29 protein-coding genes are annotated in these 21,611 nt (G+C 62.2%); 9 read left to right on the plus strand and 20 right to left on the minus strand.

What is annotated here, in order from left to right; all coding sequences use genetic code 11:
- Positions 1-3: 3 nt before the first annotated feature.
- The gene (locus ABWV64_RS10115; RefSeq protein WP_353344810.1) at positions 4-771 is read right to left on the minus strand and encodes an aldolase/citrate lyase family protein; all 768 of its coding nucleotides are present in this window, start codon (positions 769-771) and stop codon (positions 4-6) included.
- 97 nt (positions 772-868) lie between these two features.
- Positions 869-1,678 (minus strand): division plane positioning ATPase MipZ, encoded by an 810-nt coding sequence (locus ABWV64_RS10120; RefSeq protein ID WP_353344812.1) that lies wholly within the window; start codon positions 1,676-1,678, stop codon positions 869-871.
- A 290-nt stretch (positions 1,679-1,968) separates the two neighbouring features.
- On the opposite strand from ABWV64_RS10120, the gene ABWV64_RS10125 reads away from it, so the two are divergent.
- Positions 1,969-2,649: a nitroreductase gene (locus ABWV64_RS10125; protein ID WP_353344814.1), complete on the plus strand. Its 681-nt coding sequence runs from the start codon at positions 1,969-1,971 to the stop codon at positions 2,647-2,649.
- Positions 2,650-2,733: 84 nt separating this feature from the next.
- Here ABWV64_RS10125 and rpmE read toward each other — a convergent pair whose 3' ends face one another.
- The 3 genes from rpmE to trmD all read right to left on the minus strand — a co-directional run bounded on the left by rpmE (position 2,734) and on the right by trmD (position 4,489).
- Positions 2,734-2,955 carry a 50S ribosomal protein L31 gene (gene rpmE / locus ABWV64_RS10130; RefSeq protein ID WP_353344816.1) on the minus strand — a complete coding sequence of 74 codons (222 nt, stop codon included), beginning with the start codon at positions 2,953-2,955 and terminating at the stop codon, positions 2,734-2,736.
- Positions 2,956-2,966: 11 nt separating this feature from the next.
- Positions 2,967-3,350, minus strand: coding sequence for a 50S ribosomal protein L19 (gene rplS, locus ABWV64_RS10135; protein ID WP_353344818.1), 384 nt, complete (start codon positions 3,348-3,350; stop codon positions 2,967-2,969).
- Between the two features lie 326 nt (positions 3,351-3,676).
- Positions 3,677-4,489, minus strand: coding sequence for a tRNA (guanosine(37)-N1)-methyltransferase TrmD (trmD, locus tag ABWV64_RS10140; RefSeq protein ID WP_353344820.1), 813 nt, complete (start codon positions 4,487-4,489; stop codon positions 3,677-3,679).
- Between the two features lie 86 nt (positions 4,490-4,575).
- Here trmD and ABWV64_RS10145 point away from each other — a divergent pair, with 86 nt between their 5' ends.
- The gene (locus ABWV64_RS10145; RefSeq protein ID WP_353344822.1) at positions 4,576-5,538 is read left to right on the plus strand and encodes a phosphotransferase; all 963 of its coding nucleotides are present in this window, start codon (positions 4,576-4,578) and stop codon (positions 5,536-5,538) included.
- Here the strand turns inward: ABWV64_RS10145 and ABWV64_RS10150 are convergent.
- The 10 genes from ABWV64_RS10150 to ABWV64_RS10195 form a co-directional block, all read right to left on the minus strand.
- On the minus strand, positions 5,528-6,346 hold the full coding sequence (locus tag ABWV64_RS10150; protein ID WP_353344824.1) for a hypothetical protein: 819 nt from the start codon (positions 6,344-6,346) through the stop codon (positions 5,528-5,530). The two genes, ABWV64_RS10145 and ABWV64_RS10150, sit on opposite strands and share 11 nt — an antisense overlap.
- Positions 6,347-6,349: 3 nt before the next feature.
- Complete coding sequence (gene rimM / locus ABWV64_RS10155; protein WP_353344826.1) at positions 6,350-6,868, minus strand: ribosome maturation factor RimM; 519 nt, start codon at positions 6,866-6,868, stop codon at positions 6,350-6,352.
- 145 nt (positions 6,869-7,013) lie between these two features.
- A complete protein-coding gene (gene bluB / locus ABWV64_RS10160; protein ID WP_353344829.1) occupies positions 7,014-7,655 on the minus strand; it encodes a 5,6-dimethylbenzimidazole synthase in 642 nt (213 codons plus the stop codon).
- A 6-nt stretch (positions 7,656-7,661) separates the two neighbouring features.
- Complete coding sequence (rpsP, locus tag ABWV64_RS10165; RefSeq protein WP_353344831.1) at positions 7,662-8,075, minus strand: 30S ribosomal protein S16; 414 nt, start codon at positions 8,073-8,075, stop codon at positions 7,662-7,664.
- Between the two features lie 44 nt (positions 8,076-8,119).
- Positions 8,120-8,428 (minus strand): chorismate mutase, encoded by a 309-nt coding sequence (locus tag ABWV64_RS10170; protein WP_353344833.1) that lies wholly within the window; start codon positions 8,426-8,428, stop codon positions 8,120-8,122.
- Positions 8,421-9,038, minus strand: a complete 618-nt coding sequence (locus tag ABWV64_RS10175; RefSeq protein WP_353344835.1) for a GNAT family N-acetyltransferase — start codon at positions 9,036-9,038, stop codon at positions 8,421-8,423. The genes ABWV64_RS10170 and ABWV64_RS10175 overlap by 8 nt, the downstream gene beginning before the upstream one ends.
- Positions 9,035-9,565 (minus strand): GNAT family N-acetyltransferase, encoded by a 531-nt coding sequence (locus tag ABWV64_RS10180; protein WP_353344837.1) that lies wholly within the window; start codon positions 9,563-9,565, stop codon positions 9,035-9,037. The genes ABWV64_RS10175 and ABWV64_RS10180 overlap by 4 nt, the downstream gene beginning before the upstream one ends.
- A complete protein-coding gene (locus ABWV64_RS10185) occupies positions 9,562-10,125 on the minus strand; it encodes a GNAT family N-acetyltransferase (protein ID WP_353344839.1) in 564 nt (187 codons plus the stop codon). Before ABWV64_RS10185 ends, ABWV64_RS10180 begins: the two co-directional genes overlap by 4 nt.
- A gap of 53 nt (positions 10,126-10,178) precedes the next feature.
- Positions 10,179-11,699, minus strand: a complete 1,521-nt coding sequence (gene ffh, locus ABWV64_RS10190; RefSeq protein ID WP_353344841.1) for a signal recognition particle protein — start codon at positions 11,697-11,699, stop codon at positions 10,179-10,181.
- A 290-nt stretch (positions 11,700-11,989) separates the two neighbouring features.
- Positions 11,990-12,742, minus strand: coding sequence for a hypothetical protein (locus ABWV64_RS10195; protein ID WP_353344843.1), 753 nt, complete (start codon positions 12,740-12,742; stop codon positions 11,990-11,992).
- A 263-nt stretch (positions 12,743-13,005) separates the two neighbouring features.
- Here ABWV64_RS10195 and ABWV64_RS10200 point away from each other — a divergent pair, with 263 nt between their 5' ends.
- Together ABWV64_RS10200 and ABWV64_RS10205 are read left to right on the plus strand one after the other, a co-directional pair.
- The gene (locus tag ABWV64_RS10200) at positions 13,006-13,884 is read left to right on the plus strand and encodes a LysR family transcriptional regulator (protein ID WP_353344845.1); all 879 of its coding nucleotides are present in this window, start codon (positions 13,006-13,008) and stop codon (positions 13,882-13,884) included.
- Positions 13,885-13,901: 17 nt separating this feature from the next.
- Positions 13,902-14,804, plus strand: coding sequence for a DMT family transporter (locus tag ABWV64_RS10205; RefSeq protein ID WP_353345907.1), 903 nt, complete (start codon positions 13,902-13,904; stop codon positions 14,802-14,804).
- 27 nt (positions 14,805-14,831) lie between these two features.
- Here ABWV64_RS10205 and ABWV64_RS10210 read toward each other — a convergent pair whose 3' ends face one another.
- Positions 14,832-15,179 (minus strand): ArsR/SmtB family transcription factor, encoded by a 348-nt coding sequence (locus ABWV64_RS10210; protein WP_353344847.1) that lies wholly within the window; start codon positions 15,177-15,179, stop codon positions 14,832-14,834.
- Between the two features lie 284 nt (positions 15,180-15,463).
- On the opposite strand from ABWV64_RS10210, the gene ABWV64_RS10215 reads away from it, so the two are divergent.
- From ABWV64_RS10215 to ABWV64_RS10235, 5 genes are all read left to right on the plus strand, one after another.
- Positions 15,464-15,817, plus strand: coding sequence for an AtpZ/AtpI family protein (locus ABWV64_RS10215; protein ID WP_353344849.1), 354 nt, complete (start codon positions 15,464-15,466; stop codon positions 15,815-15,817).
- 1 nt (position 15,818) lies between these two features.
- On the plus strand, positions 15,819-16,574 hold the full coding sequence (locus ABWV64_RS10220; RefSeq protein ID WP_353344851.1) for a F0F1 ATP synthase subunit A: 756 nt from the start codon (positions 15,819-15,821) through the stop codon (positions 16,572-16,574).
- A 59-nt stretch (positions 16,575-16,633) separates the two neighbouring features.
- Complete coding sequence (locus tag ABWV64_RS10225) at positions 16,634-16,870, plus strand: F0F1 ATP synthase subunit C (protein ID WP_353344853.1); 237 nt, start codon at positions 16,634-16,636, stop codon at positions 16,868-16,870.
- Between the two features lie 100 nt (positions 16,871-16,970).
- Positions 16,971-17,546, plus strand: coding sequence for a F0F1 ATP synthase subunit B' (locus ABWV64_RS10230; RefSeq protein ID WP_353344855.1), 576 nt, complete (start codon positions 16,971-16,973; stop codon positions 17,544-17,546).
- 4 nt (positions 17,547-17,550) lie between these two features.
- Positions 17,551-18,108, plus strand: coding sequence for a F0F1 ATP synthase subunit B (locus ABWV64_RS10235; protein WP_353344857.1), 558 nt, complete (start codon positions 17,551-17,553; stop codon positions 18,106-18,108).
- A gap of 117 nt (positions 18,109-18,225) precedes the next feature.
- On the opposite strand, the gene ABWV64_RS10240 is transcribed toward ABWV64_RS10235, so the two are convergent.
- From ABWV64_RS10240 to cobO, 4 genes are all read right to left on the minus strand, one after another.
- Entirely contained in the window at positions 18,226-19,200 is a 975-nt protein-coding gene (locus ABWV64_RS10240) for a GGDEF domain-containing protein (RefSeq protein WP_353344859.1), read from the minus strand.
- Positions 19,201-19,209: 9 nt separating this feature from the next.
- A complete protein-coding gene (locus ABWV64_RS10245) occupies positions 19,210-19,773 on the minus strand; it encodes a methanogen output domain 1-containing protein (RefSeq protein ID WP_353344861.1) in 564 nt (187 codons plus the stop codon).
- Positions 19,774-19,866: 93 nt separating this feature from the next.
- On the minus strand, positions 19,867-20,634 hold the full coding sequence (locus ABWV64_RS10250; RefSeq protein WP_353344863.1) for a FadR/GntR family transcriptional regulator: 768 nt from the start codon (positions 20,632-20,634) through the stop codon (positions 19,867-19,869).
- Positions 20,635-20,908: 274 nt separating this feature from the next.
- The gene (gene cobO, locus ABWV64_RS10255; RefSeq protein WP_353344865.1) at positions 20,909-21,517 is read right to left on the minus strand and encodes a cob(I)yrinic acid a,c-diamide adenosyltransferase; all 609 of its coding nucleotides are present in this window, start codon (positions 21,515-21,517) and stop codon (positions 20,909-20,911) included.
- Positions 21,518-21,611: the final 94 nt, after the last annotated feature.

The following is a 21,611-nucleotide window of genomic DNA, read 5'->3' on the forward strand; positions in this document are numbered from 1 at the left end:
GCGTTAGCGTTTCCATTGCGCCGCTTTGGCGCGGGCGGCTGCGGCGAAAAGGTTGACATCCGTGCCGACGGCCACGAAATTTGCGCCCCAATCAAGATAGTGCTGCGGCGATTGATTGTCGGTGCCCAAGATACCGGCCGCTTTGCCTGTCGCGCGGATGCGCGTGATCGCATCACGGATGGCATCGGCCACCTCGGGCGCGGCGGGGTTGCCCAAATGGCCCATATCCGCCGATAAATCCGCAGGGCCGATAAACACCCCGTCCACGCCCTCCACCGCCAAGATATCCTCCAAAGCCGCCAATCCGGCGCGGCTCTCGACCTGCACCAACAGGCAGGTTTGGTCATTTGCTGTGGCGAGGTAATCAGGGATCGCCGCGAATTTCGATGCGCGCGCCATGCCAGCGCCGACCCCGCGCACGCCTTGCGGCGGATAAAGCATCGCCCGCGCCATTTGCGCCGCCTGCGCGCCGCTTTCGATCATCGGGACAAGCACCGTTTGCGCCCCCGCATCGAGCATCTGCTTGACCATCCACGTCTCGCCAATCGGGATGCGCACCACCGGATGGCTCGCCGTGCCCTCCAAAACCTGCAACTGCGCAAGGGTCGAGCGCAAATCGTTCGGCGCATGCTCATTGTCGAGCACCAGCCAGTCAAACCCCGCCGTCGCCATGATTTCGGTGCAATAGGGGTTGGCCAAACCGGCCCAAGCGCCGATCTGCACCTCGCCGCGCGCAAGGGCGGCTTTGAACGGGTTTTTTGGGGCTGGCATCGGCGCTCTCCTTGCGGTTACGGGCAAAGCGAGCGTGGCAGCGCAGGCGCGTTAAGGCAAGCTTGGAGTGCGCCGCGTCTCAGCGGCGCGCATCACATTAAAAATCGATCTCGACGCCCGGAAGGTTCAGGGATTTCATCAACTCGCGCAGCTCTTGGCGGGCGGCGACGTTGGAGATGTTGAGGCCCTTCACACCGATGTCGCGCAGATCGAGCAAGGTCAGACCGCGCGGGAACAATTCGCGAAAGATCACCCGTTCGTTAAAGCCGGGCGCCACGCGAAAGCCGATGCGTTTGGCAAGCCGCTCAACGGCTTTTTCCATCTTGGCTTTGTTGACCATGTTTTGCGCGCCCAAACGGTTGCGCAGCACCAGCCAGTCAATCGGCTTCAATCCGGCCTGCGCACGCAATTGCCGCGCGTTCCACACCATTTCGGAATAGACCGAGGGGCCGAGGATTTTCTCGCCGTCGCCATCGATACGGGCCAAAAGGTCGAAATCGATGAAGCTGTCGTTGAGCGGGGTGATCAGCGTATCGGCCAGCGAATGCGCCACTTGGCTCAGCCGCGTGTGCGATCCGGGGCAATCGATCAAGATGAAATCATTATCCGGCTCCAGCGACGCCACCGCCGAGGACAGGCGATGGTCATAGATATTCTCACCAGGTTGGAGGCTTTCGGGGTCGATCTCGGGCAGATCGTGATAGGAGGGGAAGGGCAGATCAAGCCCCGCCTCTTGCATGAAGCGTTTGCGGTTTTCGGTGTAGCGGGCAAAGGTTTTTTGGCGCAAATCGAGGTCCAGAACCGCCACCCGATGCCCCATGCGCGCCAAAGCGGTCGCCACATGGATAGAGACGGTGGATTTGCCCGCACCGCCCTTTTCGTTCCCGACAACAATGATATGCGCCATGGTCTGTGTCCTCTGCCGATCGCCCGTTTTACCCGCAACTGATGTGTCTGTTTCGACAACTAGCGGGCTTTGGTCTTTGTTACACTATATGTATGTGCGCGTCATATGGGAAGTTTGCAGGCGCGCCAAGGCAGATTGCGCGCGCAAGGGCGGCAATTCTGCATCGCTCGGCTTGCGGCGTGCCCGCGCAAAGTGACGCAACGCATATCGCCGATCCGCGCGCGCGGGCTTGACCTTGTGCATCGGGCGGTCAACCTTCCTGACACTTGGCGCGAAGAGGAGGCCCGTAGATGGAATTGAAACAGGCGATAGAGGGACGGCGCAGCATTCGCGGCTATAAACCCGATCCGGTGCCGCGCGAGATGCTCGAAGAGATCATCGCTTTGGCCAGCCGCGCGCCCTCGTCGATGAACACCCAACCGTGGCATTTCCATGTGCTCACCGGCGCCCCCTTGGAGGCCGTGCGCAAGGGCAATTCCGAGCGGATGCTCAGCGGCGTGCCGCCGCAACGCGAAATCCCCGATCACGGCGCCTATGAGGGCGTGCACCGCGACCGCCAAGTGGGGATCGCCAAACAGCTTTTCGCCGCCATGGGGATCGAGCGCGACGACAAGGAACGCCGTCAGGATTGGGTGATGCGCGGATTTCGGCAATTCGATGCGCCGGTCTCGATCGTTGTGACCTTTGACAAATCGGTCGAAAACCACGGCACGATCGGGCATTTCGATCTGGGCGCGGTAACCTATGGTCTGGTGCTGGCGGCATGGGACCGCGGCCTTGGCACGGTGATCAACGGCCAAGGCATCATGCAATCGCCCGTGGTGCGCGAACATGCGCAAATCCCCGAGGATCAGGTCATCATGACCTGCGTCGCGATGGGGTGGCCCGACGAGAGCTTCGAGGCCAATGGAGTGGTTTCGACCCGCCGCAGCGTCGCCGAAACCGCGCGCTTTATCGGCTTTGACGACTGATCTCCGCCCTGACAGGGCAGGTAAAAACCAAAAACGCCGCCCCCAAAGGAGCGGCGTTTTAGTATTGCGCAATGGTAGAGGCGTTTAGAAGCCAAGACCTGCATATTTGTTTTTGAACTTCGACACGCGGCCGCCGGCATCCATCAAACGGGTGCCACCACCGGTCCATGCAGGGTGCACGGTCGGGTCGATGTCGAGCGACATGGTGTCGCCTTCTTTGCCCCAAGTGGAGCGCATCGTGAGCATGGTACCATCGGTCATTTTGACGTTGATGAAGTGGTAATCGGGGTGAATTTCTTTTTTCATCTCGCCGATCCTTATGCGTTGGCGCCCGAAAGCGGCTTGTAGTTGGTGACTTCTGCGATACGGGCGGATTTGCCGCGACGCGAGCGAAGATAGTAAAGTTTCGCGCGGCGCACACGGCCACGGCGCACAACTTCGATGCTCTCGATATTGGTCGAGTGCAGCGGGAACACACGTTCCACACCTTCACCAAAGGAAATCTTACGGACCGTGAACGAACCCGCGATGCCTTTGCCGTTCTTACGGCCGATGCAAACGCCTTCGTAGTTCTGCACACGCGAGCGCGTGCCTTCGGTCACTTTGTAGCCGACGCGAATGGTATCGCCAGCTTTGAAATCGGGGATGTCTTTCCCCAGAGCGGCCACTTGTTCCGCTTCGAGTTGAGCGATCAGGTTCATCGCCAGTCTCCTATACATGCTCGTGGTTTTTCCACGAAGGTTGCGCGGCCTCAGAGCTCTTCGTCTTCATCGGGTCCGTGCCCATGTGGCGCGCCCGCGAGAGGTTAGGTCAACGTTTCTTATTCGGGTCTGTCCGCGCCCTGCAATGCACCGAAGAAGGCGCGACATTGGCATAGCAAACAGGTCCGATGGCCGATTCCGACCCCGAACGAGCCGCTGATAAGGGGGATAGGGGGTAAAATCAAGCGGCGATATACATCGCGCGCCCTTTTTTCTAACGCGCGAGCCGGCGCAGCAGCGGGGCGCTGCGCCGCGGGCGATGGGCGTCAGCTTTCTTGCGACTTGGCCGCATAGCGCGCCCACATATCGGGGCGGCGCTGGCGGGTGAGGTCTTCGGCGCTGGCGCGGCGCCATTGGGCGATTTTGCCGTGGTGGCCCGACATTAACACTGGCGGGATCTCGCGGCCTTTCCATTCGGCGGGGCGGGTATATTGCGGATGCTCCAACAGGCCCGCCGAATGGCTTTCCTCTTCGATGCTGTCGGCATTGCCCAAAACTCCGGGCAAGAGGCGCACGGCGGCATCCAGCATCGCCTGCGCCGCGATCTCGCCGCCGGTGAGGACAAAATCGCCCAAAGACACCTCTTCGATGCCGTATTCCTCGATCACCCGCTCGTCGATCCCCTCAAACCGCCCGCAAATCAGCGTCACGCCGCCGCTTTGCGCCCAATCGCGCGCCATGGCCTGATCAAACCGCTGGCCGCGCGGCGACAAATAGACGAGCCGCGTTTGCCCCTTGGCGCGGGCCAAGGCCTCGTCAATCGCGGGGCCAAGCACATCGGCGCGGATCACCATGCCCGCGCCGCCGCCCGCAGGTGTGTCGTCGACATTCTTGTGTTTGCCGATCCCGAAGGGGCGCAGGTCGATCGTCTCCAGTGCCCAAGCCTCTTCCTTGAGCGCCTTGCCCGTCAGGCTTTCGCCCAAAACGCCTGGAAAGGCTTCGGGAAAGAGCGTGATCACCCGTGCGGTCCAGACCCGCGCCAGACGCGGCGGCTCGCCCATCAAATCGCGCGGGCGCAGCGTGGCCGAGATGGATTTGCGCCCGTGCGAGCGGGCGGGGGATTTGGGTGTGTTGCTCATAAGGGGCCTGATATGCGATCCGCGCGCGATTGAAAATCCTTTCTGCGCGCCCTAGGCTTGCGCCAAAGGCAAGAGCAAGGCGCAAAATGACAGGCCAGAGAACCCAAGTCATGCAGGCAGGGCGCGCGGCGCTGCGCGTTTTGGCCCCTATGGCGGGGCTGCCGCAAGGCGGCTGGCAGGTGACGCTCCTGTCGGCGCGGCGCGAGGGGCAAGGCGCGCGCGGGGTGTTGCGCGCGGACCCCGCGCAGGGACAGGGCGAAAACCTGCCTTCGGTCATCGTGAAGCTGCACCTGCCGGTCGAGCCTGCGCGCTTCGAGGCGATGCGCGCAGGCCACGCGGCGGCGGCGCGCGCTTTGCCCGACGGCGTGCCTGCGGCTTTGGCCGCCTGCGAGGCGCATGGCGCTTTGCTGCTCTCATGCGTGCAAGGCGAACCGGTTTGGGAGGCCTTGTCGCAACGCGCCGACGGTGCGGGGTCTGCGGATATGTTGATTGCGGCGGGGGCGTGGCTTGGCCGGTTTCACAAGGGTGCAGCGCGGGGCGCCGAGGCGCTGCAAACCGGTGGCCCGCTGCGCCGCTTGCGCCGTTTGGCCAAGGCGCGCGATCTGCCGCAGCCGCAGGCCTATTGCGCCGCGCTCGGCGCGCTCGAAACGCTCGGGCAGCAGGCGCAAAACCCCACCCCCCATGCGGTGATCCACGGCGATATGACCTTGCAAAACCTCTTGGTGACGCCGGATTTGCGTGTCTGCGGCATTGATTTCGAAAACGCCGAAGCGGCCCCCGCGATGCGCGATCTGGCGGGGCTTGTGGCCGATGATGCGATCTGGTTCGGGGCGGGCGGGGCGATTGATCTGGACGCGCAGGCGCCGTTGCTGCGCGGCTATAGTGGCGCTGGCGGGGCGGTGGATGCGGCGGCTTTGCGGTTTTTTGTCGGGGCGAAGCTTCTGGGCCTTTGGGCGGCGCAGCCTGCGAGGGGGGCGGACCGCACTGCGCGGCGCGCCTATGTCTGGTCGCGCCTACAACAGATCACGCCGGAGTTCTTCACCCTTTGAGGGGCTTGGGCGCGCTCGATTGTTTTTGCTCTTTGCGCGCGGCGCGCACGATCTCTTGCTTGCGGGCCGCCCTCTCGCCGCTGTCCATCTTGCGGCGGTTGAGCGCCAAGAGCGCGTCGCGCACCTCTTGCGGCAAGGAGGTATTCGCAGGCGGCAGCGGCGCGATTTGGGCGCGCAAACCCGCGCTGATCCCGACCAGATCGAGCAACGGGTCAAGCGGGCCAAGTCGCCCCGTCATGCTCTCCAATGCGGCCTGCCGCACGCGGTGCTGCGGCATGGCCTCGTTGATGCGGGCAATATCCGCATCCAGATCGGCCAAGGGCAGATATTGCGCCCGATAAGTGGCAAAATCGTCGCGAATGCCCGAGGCGCGCAGATGCTGCGCATAGCAGCTTTTGACCCAAGGCTCCGGCGCGCGGGTGGAGAAATAAAAGGTCAGATCGGCGCTTGGAAACACTTCACAAGCGACATTGGCCAGCGCGGGCAAAAGCGCCGCCGCCGCGCGGTAATCGCGCAGGGCCTTGCGCCCGGGCATGAGGCCGCACAGGTCTTCGCTCGACAGACAAAGCGGGCGCGGATCATCCGCATCAAGGCTTTCGAAAAACAGCGCAAGATCATAGATATAGGCACTCATTTTCGCGGGATCGCCGCTGGCCGACCACGCGCGCGCCGCAAGGGCCGCCGTGCGGATTTCGGCCTTGAGCGCGATTTGCATTTCGGCGGATAAAAGCGCGCGGTCGCGCTCTAACATGCGCTGCACGCTGGAGGTGCCGGTCTTGTGAAACCCGCAATGCAGCACCATGCGCATGGGTTAAAACAATCCCTCGGGCGGATCGACGATGATGCGCCCAGCGGCCAGATCGACGGTCGGCACCGCCTCGCGCGTGAAAGGCAAAAGCACCGTGGCCTCAAGCCCCGCGCCGTGGATTTCCAACAGATCGCCCGCGCCGTGGTTCATCACCTGTTTGACGCGGCCCAAGACCGCGCCGCCGGTGTCCACCACCTCCAGCCCGATGAGGTCCGCATGGTAAAACTCGTCGTCGGGCAGCGAGGGCAATTGATCGCGCCGCGCATAAAGTTTCGTCCCGCGCAGGGCGTCGGCTTGCTCTTTGGTTTGCACCCCGTCGACGCGCCCCGCAAAGCCGTTTTTGACCGCCCGCGTGATGCCGACGATAAACTGCTGCGCGCCGGTCTCGTCGGTCAACGGGTTGTAAAGCGCGATATCCTCGGGCTGGGCGGTGAAGCTCTTCAGGCGCACCTCGCCCTTGACCCCGTAAGAGCCCGAAATCGTTCCGACACAGACCAGTTCCGCCGCGGTGTCTTCCGTCATTGCGCGCCTCCTTTGCACAGGCCTGCGGTAAATTCTCCGCCCAATGCCGCGCATTTTTTGCTTTGCTCCGACCGTTCAAACAGAAGACCGGCCAAAAAGGCAACCATCAACAGGATCAATGTGCGGATCGGGCGAAACATCGGGTCTAGCGTGTCTCAACCGGCACGTCGGTGCAACGGGTTTCCCATCCGGCGCGCTCCAATTCGGGGCTGCCCGTGAACTCTTCGGGCGTGCCGACGCAAAGATACGCGACAAGCGACCAGCCCTCGGGCACGTCCAGATCGGCGCAAAGCCGCAGCGGATCAAGGATCGACACCCAGCCCACGCCAAGCCCTTCGGCGCGCGCCGCCAGCCAGAATTGCGTCACGGCAGCGACGACGGAATAGCGGCGCATTTCGGGCATGGTCCCTGCGCCCAGCCCTGCGCCTTTGGCGGTGGTGTCGTCGCAAAACACGGCGAATTGTTCGGGCGCATCGCGCATGCCCGAAAGCTTCAAGCCGGCGTAAATTTTGGATTTTTCGCCGCTATATCCGGCGAGGGCCTGCGCATTGGCGGCTTTGAAATTGGCCAAGGCTTTGGCGCGGGCAGGGGCCGAGGCCACATTGACGATACGCCATGGCTGCGACAGGCCGACCGAGGGGGCGGCAGCAAAGCTGCGCAAGGCGCGCTGCAAGGCCGCCCCCTCAACGGGATCGGTGCGGAAGCGGCGCACATCGCGCCGCAACCACATCAGTTGGTCAAACTGCTGCCGGAAGTCTTCCGGAAAGGCGGAAATGACCGGATCCAAAACCGATTACTCTGCGGTTTCTTCCGCAGCAGCTTCCTCGGCGGGTGCTTCTTCGGCAGGGGCCGCAGCGGCTTCGGCTGCTGCCGCGACTTTGGCCGCTTTCTCTTCGGCGCGCTCGACGGCTTTTTTGCCCGGGGTGCCGCGCTTGGGGTTGTTGCGCTCTTTTTTCTCCAAAACGCCAGCCGCTTCGAGCATACGCTGCACGCGGTCGGTCGCTTGGGCGCCTTCACCGAGCCAGTATTGGATGCGCTCGACGTTCATTTTCACGCGCTCTTCGTTGTCTTTGGCGAGCAGCGGGTTGTAGGTGCCCAGCTTCTCGATGAAGCGGCCATCGCGGGGCATACGGCTGTCTGCCGCAACGATCCGGTAGAAGGGGCGCTTTTTGGAACCGCCGCGGGCGAGACGAATTTTCATAGCCATGGTGTCATTCTCCTAAGGTTGGCTTTGGACAGGCAAGGGGCCTGTTATTCTTGGTGTTTCTTGTGGTGCTGGATGACTTCCTGAATGATGAAGTTCAGGAAATTCTTGGCAAATTCGGGGTCGAGATCGGCCCGTTTTGCAAGATCTTCTAGGCGCGCGATCTGGCGCGCTTCGCGGTCGGGGTCGGAGGGGGGCAAATCATGCTCCGCCTTGAGCTTTCCCACGGCCTGCGTGTGTTTGAACCGCTCGCCCAATGTATAGACGAGGATCGCGTCGAGCCGGTCGATGCTCTCGCGGTGTTCTTTGAGGATGTCGGCCGCGCGGGCGGCGGTGTCGGAGCGTAGGTCAGTCAATGGCCCATCCTTTCGGTTTGAACAGCGGATCGGCATAGTGGCTGATCTCCATGGCGATCCCATGCGCAAGCTGCGTGCCGTCCAGCGCGACAGGCGCGGGGTGGCGATAAACGGCGTCCGATCCGTCAATGGTTTTGGCCGCGTCGTCGCGCTTGGCGCCCAGCCGCTCGGCAAGGCGGATGCTGTCGAGGTTCTTGGGGTCGAGATAGCTCACCGCCGTCTCCCACCCGAGGGTGCGATAGAGGTAATTGCGCGCCGCATTGGTCGCCTCCAGCGCATAGCCTTTGCCCGCCTTATCGGGCCAGATGATCCAAGCGATCTCGGCCTCGGGCCAAGCGGCGGGTTTCCATCCGCCCGCCATGCCAAGGGTTTCGTCGGTCGCCTTGTCGTGGATCATCCACATGCCGTAACCGCGAATGTTCCAATGGCCGATCTCGGCGGCATAGAGCATCCACGTCTCGTAGGGGTTGAGCGGCCCGCCCATGAACCGCGCGCGATAGGAGGTGAAGGTCGCCTTGAAATTCGGGTAATCCTCGGCCTCGGGACCGCGCAGGACCAAGCGTTCGGTCTCGATCACGGGGATGTCGGTGGCGCGTCTATGGTCGGTCATGCGCGGACCTCGCCGCTCAAAGGGTGGCGGTATATATCGCAAGGCTTGCCCAAAAGTTCGCCGTGGCGTTCGAAACGCGCGCCCAGCCGTTCGGCCAAAGCCGCAGAGCGCGCATTGGCGGGGTCGATATGCGAGATCACACCCTCAAGGCCGAAATGCGCGGCCCCATAGGCGCGCGCCGCCTGCGCCGCCTCAAAGGCGATGCTCTTGCCCTCGGCGGCCTCAAAAACCTGCCAGCCAAGCTCCGGCTCGGACCAACCCTCGCGGAAGATGAAACCGCACATGCCAACGCATGCGCCCGTGGCTTTCTCTTCGATCGCCCAATAGCCAAACCCGCGCAGCAACCAATGCCCGTTCAAATAGGCGATGATGCGCCAGACATCGGGGCGCTCGGCGGGGCCGCCGACGAACTGCGACCGCTCGGAGGCATAAAAGGCGGCCACCTCATCGAGATCGTCCAATGTGACGGGACGCAAGATCAGGCGGTCGGTTTCGACCTCGGGGATATCGACGCTAAAGGTGGTCATGCATAGGCCTCCACCGATCCGTCGCTGTCCAAAGCATCGGGAGAGGGGTGACGATAGAGCAGGTCCTCGCCCATATTGACGTTGTGATAGGTCCGCTCATAGGTCGCGCCAAGGCGTTCGGCCAGTTTGATCGAACGGGCATTGTCCGGCACGATGTTCGAGGTCAGCGTGGTAAAGCCCAGATCGCTATAGGCCCATTCGCGCGCGCGCAGGGCCGCCTCATAGGCCACGCCCTTGCCCTCAAACCCGTCAAACACCACCCAGCCAAGCTCCGGCTCGGGCCAGCCGTCGGGGTTCCAGATGCCGCAGATGCCCGCAGGCTTGCCCGTGGCCTTGTCCTCGATGGTGAAATAGCCGTAGCCGTGGATATGCCAATGCCCGACATTGAGGCCAAACCAGCGCCACGCATCATGGCGGTTGTCAAAGCCGCCAAACCCCGCCGCACGCTCCAGATCGCACAGGAATGCAATCAGCGGCTCTGCGTCGGACCGCTTAGGTCCGCGCAAGACGAGCCGCTGGCTTTCCAGCGTCGGGGCTTGGGTGAGGGGGGCGAGGCTCATGGCAGGTTACACACCCACCGCGCCGCGCGCCGCTATGATGAAAGGCGCGCGCATCATTTCTTCTTTCCGAAACCGGACAGGCCACCGGGCAATCCCATGCCGCCGCCCAGACCGCCCATGCCGCCCAAACCGCCAGGCAATTTGCCGCCCATCGCCTTGGCCGCCGCTTCAAGCTGCGCAGGGTCCATCGAGGCGGGGTCCATCCCCGCAGGCATGCCGCCGCCCTTGCCGAACATGCCTTTCATCGCCTGTTTGAGCATGCCGCCTTTGCCCATTTTGCCCATCTTTTTCATCATGTCGCCCATCTGGCGCTGCATTTTGAGAAGCTTGTTAAGCTCCGACACTTCGAGGCCCGCGCCCTTGGCGATGCGCTTTTTGCGGCTGGCTTGCAAAAGCTGCGGATTGGCGCGCTCTTTCTTGGTCATGGATTGGATCAAGGCGATCTGGCGCTTCAGAACCTTGTCGTCAAAACCGGCCTCTTGCACCTGTTTGGCCATTTTCCCCATGCCGGGCATCATGCCCATCACGCCTTCCATGCCGCCCATCTTGATCATCTGTTCAAGCTGCATTTTGAGGTCGTTCATGTTGAACTGACCCTTCTGGAAGCGCTTCATCATGCGCTCGGCCTGTTCGGCCTCCAGCGTGTCTTGGGCCTTTTCCACAAGGGCAACGATATCGCCCATGCCCAAAATACGGCCCGCAACGCGTTCCGGCTCGAAGGTCTCCAGCGCGTCCATTTTCTCGCCCAGACCGACAAAGCGGATGGGTTTGCCCGTCACGGCGCGCATCGACAGGGCCGCGCCGCCGCGCCCGTCGCCGTCCATACGGGTCAGCACCACGCCGGAGATGCCGATTTTGGCGTCAAACTCTTCGGCCACTTCGACGGCGACCTGACCGGTCAAACCATCGACGACCAAAAGCGTCTCGCGCGGGTTCACCGCGTCGCGCACATCCTCGACCTCTTGCATGAGCACTTCGTCGATCTGCAAACGGCCCGCCGTATCGAGCATATAGACGTCATAGCCGCCCATCATCGCCTGTTGCTTGGCGCGTTTGGCGATGTCCACGGGCTTTTGCCCCGCCACGATCGGCAAGGTGTCGACGCCGATTTGCGTGCCAAGGATCGCCAATTGCTCCATCGCCGCAGGGCGGTAGATATCGAGCGAGGCCATCAGGACCTTTTTGCCCTCGCGCTCTTTCAAACGCTTGGCAAGCTTGCCGGTGGTGGTGGTTTTACCGCCGCCCTGCAGACCGACCATCAGGATCGGCGCAGGCGGGTTGTCGATTTTGAGGCTGCCGGGGTCTTCGGCGCCGGTCAGCACATGCACCAATTCGTCATGCACGATCTTGACGACCTGCTGGCCCGGTGTGACCGATTTGGTGACCGCTTGGCCGGTGGCCTTCTCTTGGACCGCTTTGACAAATTCGCGCGCCACGGGCAGCGAGACGTCGGCCTCAAGCAAGGCGACGCGCACTTCGCGCAGGGCGGTTTTGACATCCTCGTCGGACAGCGCCCCTTGTTTCGTGAGCCGGTCAAAGACGCCGCCAAGACGTTCGGAAAGATTTTCAAACATGCCTGTCGGCCTCCCGAGCCGGTCTGTTCCATCACGTTGCAAGGCCGATATGGGGCCGCGCGGTTCATTTCCAAACCCCTCGCGGGGCAAATCCGAAACGCCCGAAGAGGGGCGCACAAAGCATAAGCGCACCAGTGGGCGCAACGCGCTGACTGGTGGCGATCCCGGGAACATCCCAAGGGACCGGAAGAGTAAACTTCCGGGGTATTGCGGCCCAATTACGCGCGCGGGCGGGCCGAGTCAAGGGCTGCGCGGGTTATAAAACAGGGGGATGACATCGCAGGCGCGGCTCAGCGCGCGGCTTCGGTCTCGGCTTCGGCATCGGTCAATGGCTCGTCGCTGGGGCCGCTTGGCTCGCGCGCAGCCTGCCTCTCGGACGCCTCGGGCTGCTCTTGCGCCGTGGCGGTCTCTTCAAAGGCAATGCGTTCGTCTTCAAAGGCGGGGCCTTCGGGGGTCATAGGCTCGGCCGTGTGCTCGCCGTTCTGCTCATCTGCCTGCTCCGCGGGTTGCGCTGCCGTCTGTTCTGCCGACTGCTCTTCTGTCTGCTCAGATGCAGCAGGCGCGCGTTCGCTCAGATGCGCGCGCCCGATCCATGCGTTGATCCGGTTGATCTGCGCTGCGGCCTTTTTCTCCAGCATCGGGTTCCACAGGCAAAACACATAGCTGCCCGCCGTCTCGCCGCCGGTCACGGCGAAATGCATGTGGCGCGGGGTGTTCTTGTCGACATAGGGATCAAGGCGAAAGCTTTGCAAATCCTGCAGCGCAAATTCCGCCACCTCCAGCCCGCGCCATGTGCGCCGGCTCATCCGCGCCGCGCCGCTGCTGCGGTCCATCACCATTTGCACCCGCTCCAGCGTCAGCAGGCTGCCCGCGCCAAACCCCGCCGCAACCAGATAGAGCGTCAGTTTGAGCGCGCCCGCATCCTTTGGCAGCACCAGCGCAAAGAGCGCGAAGGCCAAACCGAACAGCGCCACAAGCACCGCCCGCGCCACGGGGCGTTTTTCGAGGATCATTTGCTCGGGGGTGTCGCGGGTGATTTTCATCTCTCGGCTTTGCCTTTTGGCTTAACGGTCTTGAACTGGAACAGGGCGCGATGCCCGAGGGTGATCGCGCCTGCCATAGCTGCCGCGCGGATTTCGGGCAAGTCCCCAGCCGCAGGCGCGCGCCATTGCGCGGCGGGGCGTGGCGCTCATGTCATCTGTTCTTGCGCTCCTGAACCAAATTGGCGAAAATGCGCAATAGATGTGTGTTTGTGCACAGGATGATCACGCAAGGCGGCAACATCCGGCCCCAAGGAGCGACGACAATGGACAATTGGGACGAAATCCGCACCGCCTTTCAGGTCGCGCGCATGGGCACAGTGTCGGGCGCGGCAGAGGTTTTGGGCGTGCACCACGCGACCGTCATCCGCCATATCGACGCGCTCGAAGGGCGGCTCGGCGTGCGGCTTTTCCAGCGTCACGCGCGCGGCTATACGGCGACCGAAGCGGGGCAGGATCTGCTGCGCGTGGCGCAAACCACCGATGATCAATTCGCCCAGCTGCAAGGCCGCCTGAAAGGCCAAGGCAGCGGCGTGACCGGCGAATTGGTGGTCACCTCCTTGGGCGGGATGAGCCATATGCTGGTGCCGGTTCTGGCCAAATTCCAAGCCGACCACCCCGGATTGATTGTGCGCTACCTGACCTCGACGCGGCTGTTCCGGCTCGAATATGGCGAGGCCCATGTGGCGATCCGCGCGGGCACAGCGCCCGATCAACCCGACAATGTGGTGCGCAAACTCTTTGACCAGCGCTTCGGCCTCTTTGCCGCCAAATCCTATATCGAGGCCAATGGCATGCCCAAGGACGAGACCGACCATAAGGGCCATTCCTATGTCGGCTATGATGATGCGGACAATCGCGCGCCCTTTGGCAAATGGCTGCGCCGCATCGTGCCCGAGGAGCAAATCATCTTTCGCGCCAGTGACATGCGCGCGCAAAGCGAGGCAGTTCTTGCGGGGGCGGGGATCGGGTTCTTGCCGCTTTTGCAGGCGCGACAGCAAGGCAACCTCGTGCCCGTCGGGGCGGTTTTGGACGAATGGAGCGCGCCGATCTGGGTCGTCACCCATATGGATTTGCACCGCACCGCCAAGGTGCAGGCGTTTTTGGAGGTGCTGCGCCCCGCCGCCAAAGCATGGGACGTGTGACGCGGGCCCGCGCTTCGATGATCCCTTTGCTCTCTTCCTTGCCGCTCGGCGCGCTGCGCGGGCATCTCGCGATGCTGCTGTTTTCGGCCTTGGTCGCGGGCAGCTTTTCCTTTGGCGTCATGGCCGCGCCCCATATCGCGCCTGCGGCGATGAATGCCGCGCGCTTTGCCATTGCAGCCGTTATCGTCGGGGCGGCGGCCATGGCGACGGGCGGCATCGAGCGCAGCGCCTTTCGCGCGCCGTGGCGCTACGCGGTTTTGGGCGCTATTTTCGGCAGCTATTTCGTGTTGATGTTCGAAGGGCTAAAGACCGCCCCTGCGGTTTCGGCTTCGGCGGTCTTCACGCTCACGCCTTTGATGGCGGCGGGGTTCGGCTTTGTGCTCTTGCGCCAGCGCCTGACGCGGCGCATCGCGCTGGCGCTCATGATCGGCGCGGCGGGGGCGGTTTGGGTGATCTTTCGCGGCGATCTGGGCGCCTTGATGCGCCTTGAGGTCGGGCGCGGCGAGGCGGTGTATTTCGCCGGATGCGCGGCCCATGCGCTCTATACGCCTTTGGTGCGGCTGCTCAATCGCGGCGAGCGACCCGTGGTCTTTACCTTTGGCACATTGGTCGCGGGCGCAATATTGATCGCGCTCTACGGGCGCAGCGCCATTGCGCAGACCGATTGGGCGGCTTTGCCCGCGATTGTGTGGGTCACCTTGGCCTATATCGCCGTGATCGCCAGCGCCGCGACCTTTACCTTGTTGCAATATGCCGCGCTGCATCTGCCCAGTTCGAAAGTCATGGCCTATACCTACCTGACGCCCTCATGGGTGATCGCTTTGGAGGCCGCATTGGGCCATGGCGTGCCGCCGGTGATCGTGCTGCTTGGCGTGGCGATGACGGTGGCGGCCTTGATGCTTTTGCTCAAGGAGGAATAGCGCCAAGGCCCGCCCGCGCGCGGCGGATCATTCGGGCTTGGGCGTGTCCAGCTCCACCGCCAAGAACCGCTCGAATGCGTCGAGGTTCACCGCCTCGAACTGCCCAAACCCCTGCATCCAGACGCTGGCGGCGCGCAGGGCGTCCGGCTCCAGCTTGCACCATTTCACGCGGCCGCGCTTTTCTTGGCTGATGAATCCCGCACGGGTCAGGATCACCAGATGTTTGGAAATCGCCGCCAAGGACATCTCGAAAGGCTCGGCCACATCGGTCACCGCCATATCATCCTCAAGCAGCATCGACAGGATCGCCCGCCGCGTCGGATCGGCAAGGGCGGCAAACACCGTATCAAGAGTGGGAGCGGTCGCAGCAGGCATAGGGCGGTCCTATCGCGGCGGCGGCCAAGGCGTCAAGTAATCGTCAACCATCTGGTTGAACAAGCAATCGTCAACCAGATGGTTGAATATGGCGACATCGGCCAAAGCCGCGCGATCCGCCCCGAGCGGCGCGCGGGCGTGCCCCTCTATCGCGGTTCTGGAGTCAGTCTTTTAGCAAATAAATCAATACATTGGCGCGGGTGCCTCGGGGCGGGTCGCGGCGCTTGACTCTGATCCCCCCCGCCACTAGCAATGCGCCAACTGTCCAAAGGGGGCAAAACGCCGTGACCGATCCCGACAAAGCTGCACGACTGGCGGCGCTGGAGGCCAAGATCGCAGCAGCGAAGGGCGCGGATACGCCCAAGCCCCACACGGAAGAACACTACTCCCAAGCGCAACATGCGTGGCGGATGGTAACGGAACTCGTCGCCGGTCTCGGGATCGGCTTCGGCATCGGATACGGGCTGGACGCTCTCTTCGGCACCATGCCGTTGTTTCTGGTGATCTTTATACTTCTGGGCTTTGCCGCCGGTGTCAAAACCATGATGCGCAGCGCCCAAGAGGTCCAAAGCAAGCAGATGGCCAAGGCCGCTGCAGATGATGATAAGGCCCGCTCGGGCAAGGATGAGGGAGCTTGAAATGGCAAGCGAAGCGCATAGCGAAGAGGCAGGTCTGGTCTTTCACCCGATGGACCAATTTATCGTCAAGCCGCTGTTTGGCGACGGTCCTGTGGGCATGTTCACCATCACCAATGTGACGCTTTGGATGGCGCTGACCATCGTGGCGATCTTTGCTTTGCTGGTTCTGGGCACCCGCCGCCGCGCGGTCATCCCGACCCGCACCCAGTCGATCGGCGAATTGGCCTACGGCTTTGTCTATAAGATGGTCGAAGATGTGACCGGCAAGGACGGGGTGAAATACTTCCCCTATATCATGACCCTGTTCATGTTCATCGTCTTCGCCAACTTCCTCGGCCTGCTGCCGATGTCCTTCACCACCACATCGCATATTGCGGTCACCGCCGTTATGGCGATGATGGTGTTCCTCGCCGTGACGATCCTCGGCTTCGTCAAGAACGGCGCGGCTTTCCTCGGCCTCTTCTGGGTGTCGAGCGCGCCCTTGGCCCTGCGCCCCATTCTGGCGCTGATCGAGGTGATTTCCTACTTCGTGCGTCCCGTTAGCCACTCTATCCGTCTTGCGGGTAACATGATGGCCGGTCACGCCGTTATCAAAGTTTTCGCGGGTTTCGCGGCCATCACGGCCATCGCCCCGCTGTCCATCGTCGCGATCACCGCGATGTATGGGCTTGAGGTTCTGGTGTCCTTTATCCAGGCCTATGTGTTCACCATCCTGACCTGTGTGTATCTCAAGGACGCGTTGCATCCCGCACACTAATCCTGCGCACGTTTCAGGGTCAGAAATTTCAAGCCAATTCCAACGTAAGGAGACATCTCATGGAAGGCGATATCGTACAAATGGGCGCATACATCGGCGCAGGTCTGGCATGCATGGGCATGGGCGGCGCGGCTGTCGGTGTGGGCAATGTTGCTGGTAACTACCTGTCCGGCGCACTTCGCAACCCTTCGGCAGCTGCTTCGCAGACTGCAACGCTCTTCATCGGCATCGCCTTTGCAGAAGCTCTGGGGATCTTCTCGTTCCTCGTCGCTCTGCTGTTGATGTTCGCCGTCTAAGAAGAACGGAAATACATCCTTACGCGCGGGTGGGCCTTCGGGCCTGCCCGTTGTAGGCAAGCTTTCCCCTTCTGATTTCTCACTTCGAGAGGACGACCAAATGGCGACTGAAACGCACGAAGCCACGACCCACAGTGCCGCCACGGACGGGGCCGCTGCTGCTACTCACAACGCTGCCGATGCCGCACCTGGCATGCCCCAGCTCGATTTTACGACCTTTAGCAACCAGATCTTCTGGCTTCTGGTCGCGCTTGTTGTGATCTACATCATCCTGTCGCGTTTCGCGCTGCCCCGCATTGCGGCGGTTCTGGCCGAACGTCAGGGGACCATCACAAATGACATCGCCGCAGCCGAAGAGCTGAAGGCGAAGGCCGTCGAGGCCGAGGCCGCGTATAACCAAGCGCTCGCCGATGCCCGCGTGGACGCCAGCAATATCATTGCGGCAACCAAAGTCGAAATTCAGGCCGAACTCGACAAAGCCATTGCAAAAGCCGACACCGAGATTGCCGCGAAAACCGCCGAGGGCGAAAAAGCCATCGCCGAAATCCGCGCCTCGGCCACCGATGCGGTCAAGGCCGTGTCCAAAGACGTCGCCAAAGACCTCATCGCTTCGATGGGTGCCAAGGCCGACGCCAAAACCGTGACCGCGGCTGTGACCGCCCGAATGAAGGGATAACGCCATGCGCATTCTGGCCACTCTTATCGCCGTAACGGCGGCCTCGCCGGCTCTGGCGGCCTCCGGTCCCTTCGTGTCGCTGAGCAACACCAACTTCGTTGTGACGCTGGCCTTCTTGCTCTTCATCGCGGTGCTCTTCTACTTCAAAGTGCCCTCGATGATCGGCGGGTTGCTCGACAAACGCGCCGAAGGCATCAAGTCGGAAATCGATGAAGCCCGCGCCCTGCGCGAGGAAGCGCAAACGCTTCTGGCCGATTACGAGCGCAAGCAAAAAGAAGTGCAAGCGCAGGCCGACCGCATCGTGGCAACCGCCAAAAAAGATGCCGCCGCCGCCGCCGAGCAAGCCAAAGAAGACCTTAAGTCCTCGATCGCGCGCCGTCTGGCCGCCGCCGAAGAGCAGATCGCATCGGCCGAAGCCGCAGCGGTCAAAGAGGTGCGCGACCAAGCCGTCGCTGTTGCCGTGGCCGCCGCACGTGACGTGATCACCGCGCAGATGACCGCGAAATCGGGCAATGACCTGATTGCCGATGCCATCGCAGAGGTGGAAACCAAGCTGCACTAAGCTGCATCGCGACTGCCAAGGTTTAAACCCCGACCGCCTTTGCGGATCGGGGTTTTTCTTTGGGCTATGGCCGGTCGGGCATTTGCGGCTTGTGCAGGGCGCGCGGCAGTCGCGCGGTTAATTCGCAGCGCGCAATTCAGGGCCGCTTTCGTGAAAGCAAACCCCGCCGCCGCGCGCCTTGATGTGATACATCGCGCGATCAGCGAGTTCCAAAAGCTCCAGCGGCGGCCCGCTGACCTCCGAGCGCAGCACCACACCGATGCTGACCGATTGCGCGACGAATTGCGGCTCTTTGCGGTCCTTCAGATGAAATGGCATCGGAAAGCTCAGCTGTGAGGCGATCCGGTCGGTGACATGGCACACCTCGTCGCGGGTCTGCGCCCCGTCCAACATGATGGCAAATTCGTCGCCGCCCAAACGTGCCGCCACATCCGAACGGCGCACGGCCCCTGCGATGATCCGGCCAAAGCGTTTTAACATCTCGTCACCGGCGGCGTGACCAAAGCGGTCATTGACGGATTTAAGCCCGTCCAGATCGAGGAAAAGGATGGCATAATCGCTCGGCGCGTCTGGCGTCGATTCAGAGTCCAATGTTGAAAGCCGCTCTTCAAAACCGGCTCGGTTGAGCAATCCGGTGAGGCCATCATGAAAGGCGCGGTGGGTCAGGCTTTCATTCTCGGCGCGCAACCATTGGCGCTCTTCTTCAAGCTCGCGCAGGCGCCGCCGGTTTTCTTGCAAGCGCAGCGTCAGCGACATAAAGGCCGAAGCCAGCCGCGTCCGCGCATCAAAGCGGATCGAGACGAGATTGGCATGGCGCATGTTCTGGCCAAGCCGCCGCCCCGTGATCATCACCGTGTTGCCGTCCTCTAGGCGAAGCTTGCGTATGCATTCCGAGGTCGTGCCGCGAAACTCACCGCTCAGACGCTGCGCTTCGCTCGCATCGTGGCAATAGTAGTCGAAAAGGCTTCCGACCTGCATCCCGAGCGTGTCGCGCGCGGGCCGGTTGGCCGCTGCAATACGTCCGTCGTCCGACACGACTATCATCGGATCGGCGGTCGCATCGACATAGGTGCTCAGGTCTACATTGGTCATCGTGTCCTCTTACGTTGCGAAAAACTCGCCGCTATGGAGCGGTCTCGTGCCTTCAAGCGCAGGCTCGCTCTCCAATGACAGATCGATCAGAACGCGGCACTTGTCGCTTCCCGCAGCGATGGATTCGAGCACGGCCACGCGTGCGTATCCGCCGGTGTCAGCGGCAATGCGCCCGAACACATTGGTGGTCATCATGCACAAGGATTTGCGCCCCTCGACCGCATCGCCAAACGGGCAACGCGTGTTGCCGAGCAAGATATGGCTGTCGGCAATCTCGATCACGTAGAACTCGCCCATGATCCGGCGTTTGAGATCGATCAAGACGGCCGCCAAGGCTTCGAGGCGTTCGACGCTGTCTATCGCCTGACCGGCATATTTATCGCCAATCACCTTGCCCATACGCAGGCCGACCGAAGTGATGAAACCTTCGGCCTGTTTCAAGCCTACGGTCTCTTCGATCAGTTGGGCAAGTTCGGTGACGAGCGTGCAAAAGAAGTCTACCTGCGCCAAGTCGATGGGCATCGCTTCGAGGCGGTTGGTCAGCTCGGTTATTTGAGGGAAAGGGGCATTCATGTTGGATCCTGTTTCTAACGCAGGGTTAGCCTACGCGCTGAAAAGTTTAGGATCGGTTAAGGTTATCAGTCCGTTGAGAAATATGCGGTAAATTTACCTGCTTGATTCGTGTTCGAAGCGCTGGCGGGCAATTTCCTCGTTTTGCTCGGCTTTTTGCTGCGCGCCCAAGGCCTGTGCGACATAGTCGAGATGGCGCTCGATGGCGGCGCGGGCGGCGGCGGGGTCGCGCTCTTGCAAGGCGCTGTTGATGGCGCGGTGCTGCTCCAGAAGATCGCCGCGCGAGGTGCGCTGTTTGAACATCACCGAGCGGTTATAGAACACCCCTTCGCGCAGCAATTGATACATCGAGCGCATCATATGCAGCATCACCACATTATGGGAGGCCTCGAAAATCGCGAGGTGGAAGGCGGCGTCAAGCGCGGCCTCGTCCGAGGGGTCGCGTTTGCTATGGGCCGTTTCCATCTTGGCAAAGATCGCCGCGATGACCTTGAGGTCGGTGTCCGAGCCAAGGCGCGCGGCGCGTTCGGCGGCCAATCCCTCCATATCGCGGCGAAAGGAGATGTAGTCGAAGACCGCCTCGTCGTGGCTGGCAAAGAGTTTGGTGAGGGCGGGGGAGAAGGCGCTGCCCAGCACATCGGCGACATAGATGCCCGCACCGGCGCGGGTGTCGAGCAGGCCGCGCTGTTGCAGATCGGCGATGGATTCGCGCAAGGAGGGCCGCGAGACGCCGAGGCGTTCGGAAAGTTCGCGCTCAGCCGGGAGCCGCTCGCCGGGGCGCAAGATGCCGCGCAAGATCAGCAATTCGATCTGCCGCGTCACGGCGCCGGAGAGTTTTTCGGGCTGGACCTTTTGGAAGGGCATGGGGCGTCCTTATGCGAAGTGGTCAAAATATATGACCGCACGGGGCAGGGCGCAAGCCGTGGCAGCCCAGACCGCGCGCGGCGGCGCCTTGGGCGCGGGCGGATGCCTCCGGCGGGGATATTTGCGGAACCTGCAAAGCGGGCGCGGTTTCAGTCGCGCCAGCGCTGCGCGATGAGGGGCGCGGGTCTGGCGGGGGCATCGGGGCGGCAGGTGCGAGGCCGCGCCGCGCCGATGCGACAGGGGGTAATGCGGCGGGTATTGCGGCAGTGGTGGCCTAGAATTCGACGCCGATCTGCGCCTTGATGCCGGAGCGGAACGGGTGTTTGACCAGTTCCATTTCGGTGACCAGATCGGCGATCTCGATCAGGTCGTCCTTGGCGTTGCGGCCGGTCAGGACCACATGGGTCATATGGGGTTTTTCCTCGGCGAGGAAGCTGACCACATCGTTGATGTCGATGTAATCATAGCGCAGGGCGATGTTGATCTCGTCCAGAAGCACCATTTTATTGGCCGGATCGCGGATCAATTCCTTGGCCTTTTCCCATGCGGCCTGCGCCATCTGTATGTCGCGCTCGCGGTCTTGGGTTTCCCATGTGAAGCCTTCGCCCATGGTGTGAAAGGCGCATTTATCCGAGAAATTGCGCATGATCAGGTCGCGCTCGCCCGTCGACATGCCACCTTTGATGAATTGCACCACGGCGCATTTCATATCATGGGCGATGCAGCGGAAGATCATGCCGAAGGCGGCGGAGCTTTTGCCCTTGCCCTTGCCCGTATGCACGATGATCAGGCCCTTTTCGTCGGTCTTGGTGGCCATGATTTTATCGCGGGCGGCCTTTTTCTTGGCCATTTTCATCGCGTGGCGTTCGGTATCTTCGCTCATCATCGCGCTCCTTGAAACATGCGGGCATTCGGGAGCGGTAGAGTGCCTGTCAAAGCGGCGCGGGGCAAGGGCGGATCATGCGGCGGCGGCGGAT

The sequence above is a fragment of the Litorivita sp. NS0012-18 genome, assembly GCF_040371945.1.
Lineage (GTDB): Bacteria > Pseudomonadota > Alphaproteobacteria > Rhodobacterales > Rhodobacteraceae > Litorivita.

Coding starts and splice junctions, on each gene's coding strand:
- ABWV64_RS10250 (WP_353344863.1), bottom strand. CDS start 20,634: ATGCCCTTCCAAAAGGTCCAGCCCGAAAAACTCTCCGGCGCCGTGACG.
- ABWV64_RS10175 (WP_353344835.1), bottom strand. CDS start 9,038: ATGACCGACCATAGACGCGCCACCGACATCCCCGTGATCGAGACCGAA.
- ABWV64_RS10150 (WP_353344824.1), bottom strand. CDS start 6,346: ATGCGCATGGTGCTGCATTGCGGGTTTCACAAGACCGGCACCTCCAGC.
- ABWV64_RS10245 (WP_353344861.1), bottom strand. CDS start 19,773: ATGAATGCCCCTTTCCCTCAAATAACCGAGCTGACCAACCGCCTCGAA.
- rimM (WP_353344826.1), bottom strand. CDS start 6,868: ATGACGGAAGACACCGCGGCGGAACTGGTCTGTGTCGGAACGATTTCG.
- rpmE (WP_353344816.1), bottom strand. CDS start 2,955: ATGAAAAAAGAAATTCACCCCGATTACCACTTCATCAACGTCAAAATG.
- ABWV64_RS10125 (WP_353344814.1), top strand. CDS start 1,969: ATGGAATTGAAACAGGCGATAGAGGGACGGCGCAGCATTCGCGGCTAT.
- ABWV64_RS10200 (WP_353344845.1), top strand. CDS start 13,006: ATGGACAATTGGGACGAAATCCGCACCGCCTTTCAGGTCGCGCGCATG.
- ABWV64_RS10225 (WP_353344853.1), top strand. CDS start 16,634: ATGGAAGGCGATATCGTACAAATGGGCGCATACATCGGCGCAGGTCTG.
- ABWV64_RS10115 (WP_353344810.1), bottom strand. CDS start 771: ATGCCAGCCCCAAAAAACCCGTTCAAAGCCGCCCTTGCGCGCGGCGAG.
- ABWV64_RS10235 (WP_353344857.1), top strand. CDS start 17,551: ATGCGCATTCTGGCCACTCTTATCGCCGTAACGGCGGCCTCGCCGGCT.
- ffh (WP_353344841.1), bottom strand. CDS start 11,699: ATGTTTGAAAATCTTTCCGAACGTCTTGGCGGCGTCTTTGACCGGCTC.
- rplS (WP_353344818.1), bottom strand. CDS start 3,350: ATGAACCTGATCGCTCAACTCGAAGCGGAACAAGTGGCCGCTCTGGGG.
- ABWV64_RS10195 (WP_353344843.1), bottom strand. CDS start 12,742: ATGAAAATCACCCGCGACACCCCCGAGCAAATGATCCTCGAAAAACGC.
- ABWV64_RS10210 (WP_353344847.1), bottom strand. CDS start 15,179: ATGCCTGCTGCGACCGCTCCCACTCTTGATACGGTGTTTGCCGCCCTT.
- ABWV64_RS10180 (WP_353344837.1), bottom strand. CDS start 9,565: ATGACCACCTTTAGCGTCGATATCCCCGAGGTCGAAACCGACCGCCTG.
- ABWV64_RS10220 (WP_353344851.1), top strand. CDS start 15,819: ATGGCAAGCGAAGCGCATAGCGAAGAGGCAGGTCTGGTCTTTCACCCG.
- ABWV64_RS10145 (WP_353344822.1), top strand. CDS start 4,576: ATGACAGGCCAGAGAACCCAAGTCATGCAGGCAGGGCGCGCGGCGCTG.
- ABWV64_RS10240 (WP_353344859.1), bottom strand. CDS start 19,200: ATGACCAATGTAGACCTGAGCACCTATGTCGATGCGACCGCCGATCCG.
- trmD (WP_353344820.1), bottom strand. CDS start 4,489: ATGAGCAACACACCCAAATCCCCCGCCCGCTCGCACGGGCGCAAATCC.
- rpsP (WP_353344831.1), bottom strand. CDS start 8,075: ATGGCTATGAAAATTCGTCTCGCCCGCGGCGGTTCCAAAAAGCGCCCC.
- ABWV64_RS10230 (WP_353344855.1), top strand. CDS start 16,971: ATGGCGACTGAAACGCACGAAGCCACGACCCACAGTGCCGCCACGGAC.
- ABWV64_RS10205 (WP_353345907.1), top strand. CDS start 13,902: ATGATCCCTTTGCTCTCTTCCTTGCCGCTCGGCGCGCTGCGCGGGCAT.
- ABWV64_RS10120 (WP_353344812.1), bottom strand. CDS start 1,678: ATGGCGCATATCATTGTTGTCGGGAACGAAAAGGGCGGTGCGGGCAAA.
- cobO (WP_353344865.1), bottom strand. CDS start 21,517: ATGAGCGAAGATACCGAACGCCACGCGATGAAAATGGCCAAGAAAAAG.
- ABWV64_RS10185 (WP_353344839.1), bottom strand. CDS start 10,125: ATGAGCCTCGCCCCCCTCACCCAAGCCCCGACGCTGGAAAGCCAGCGG.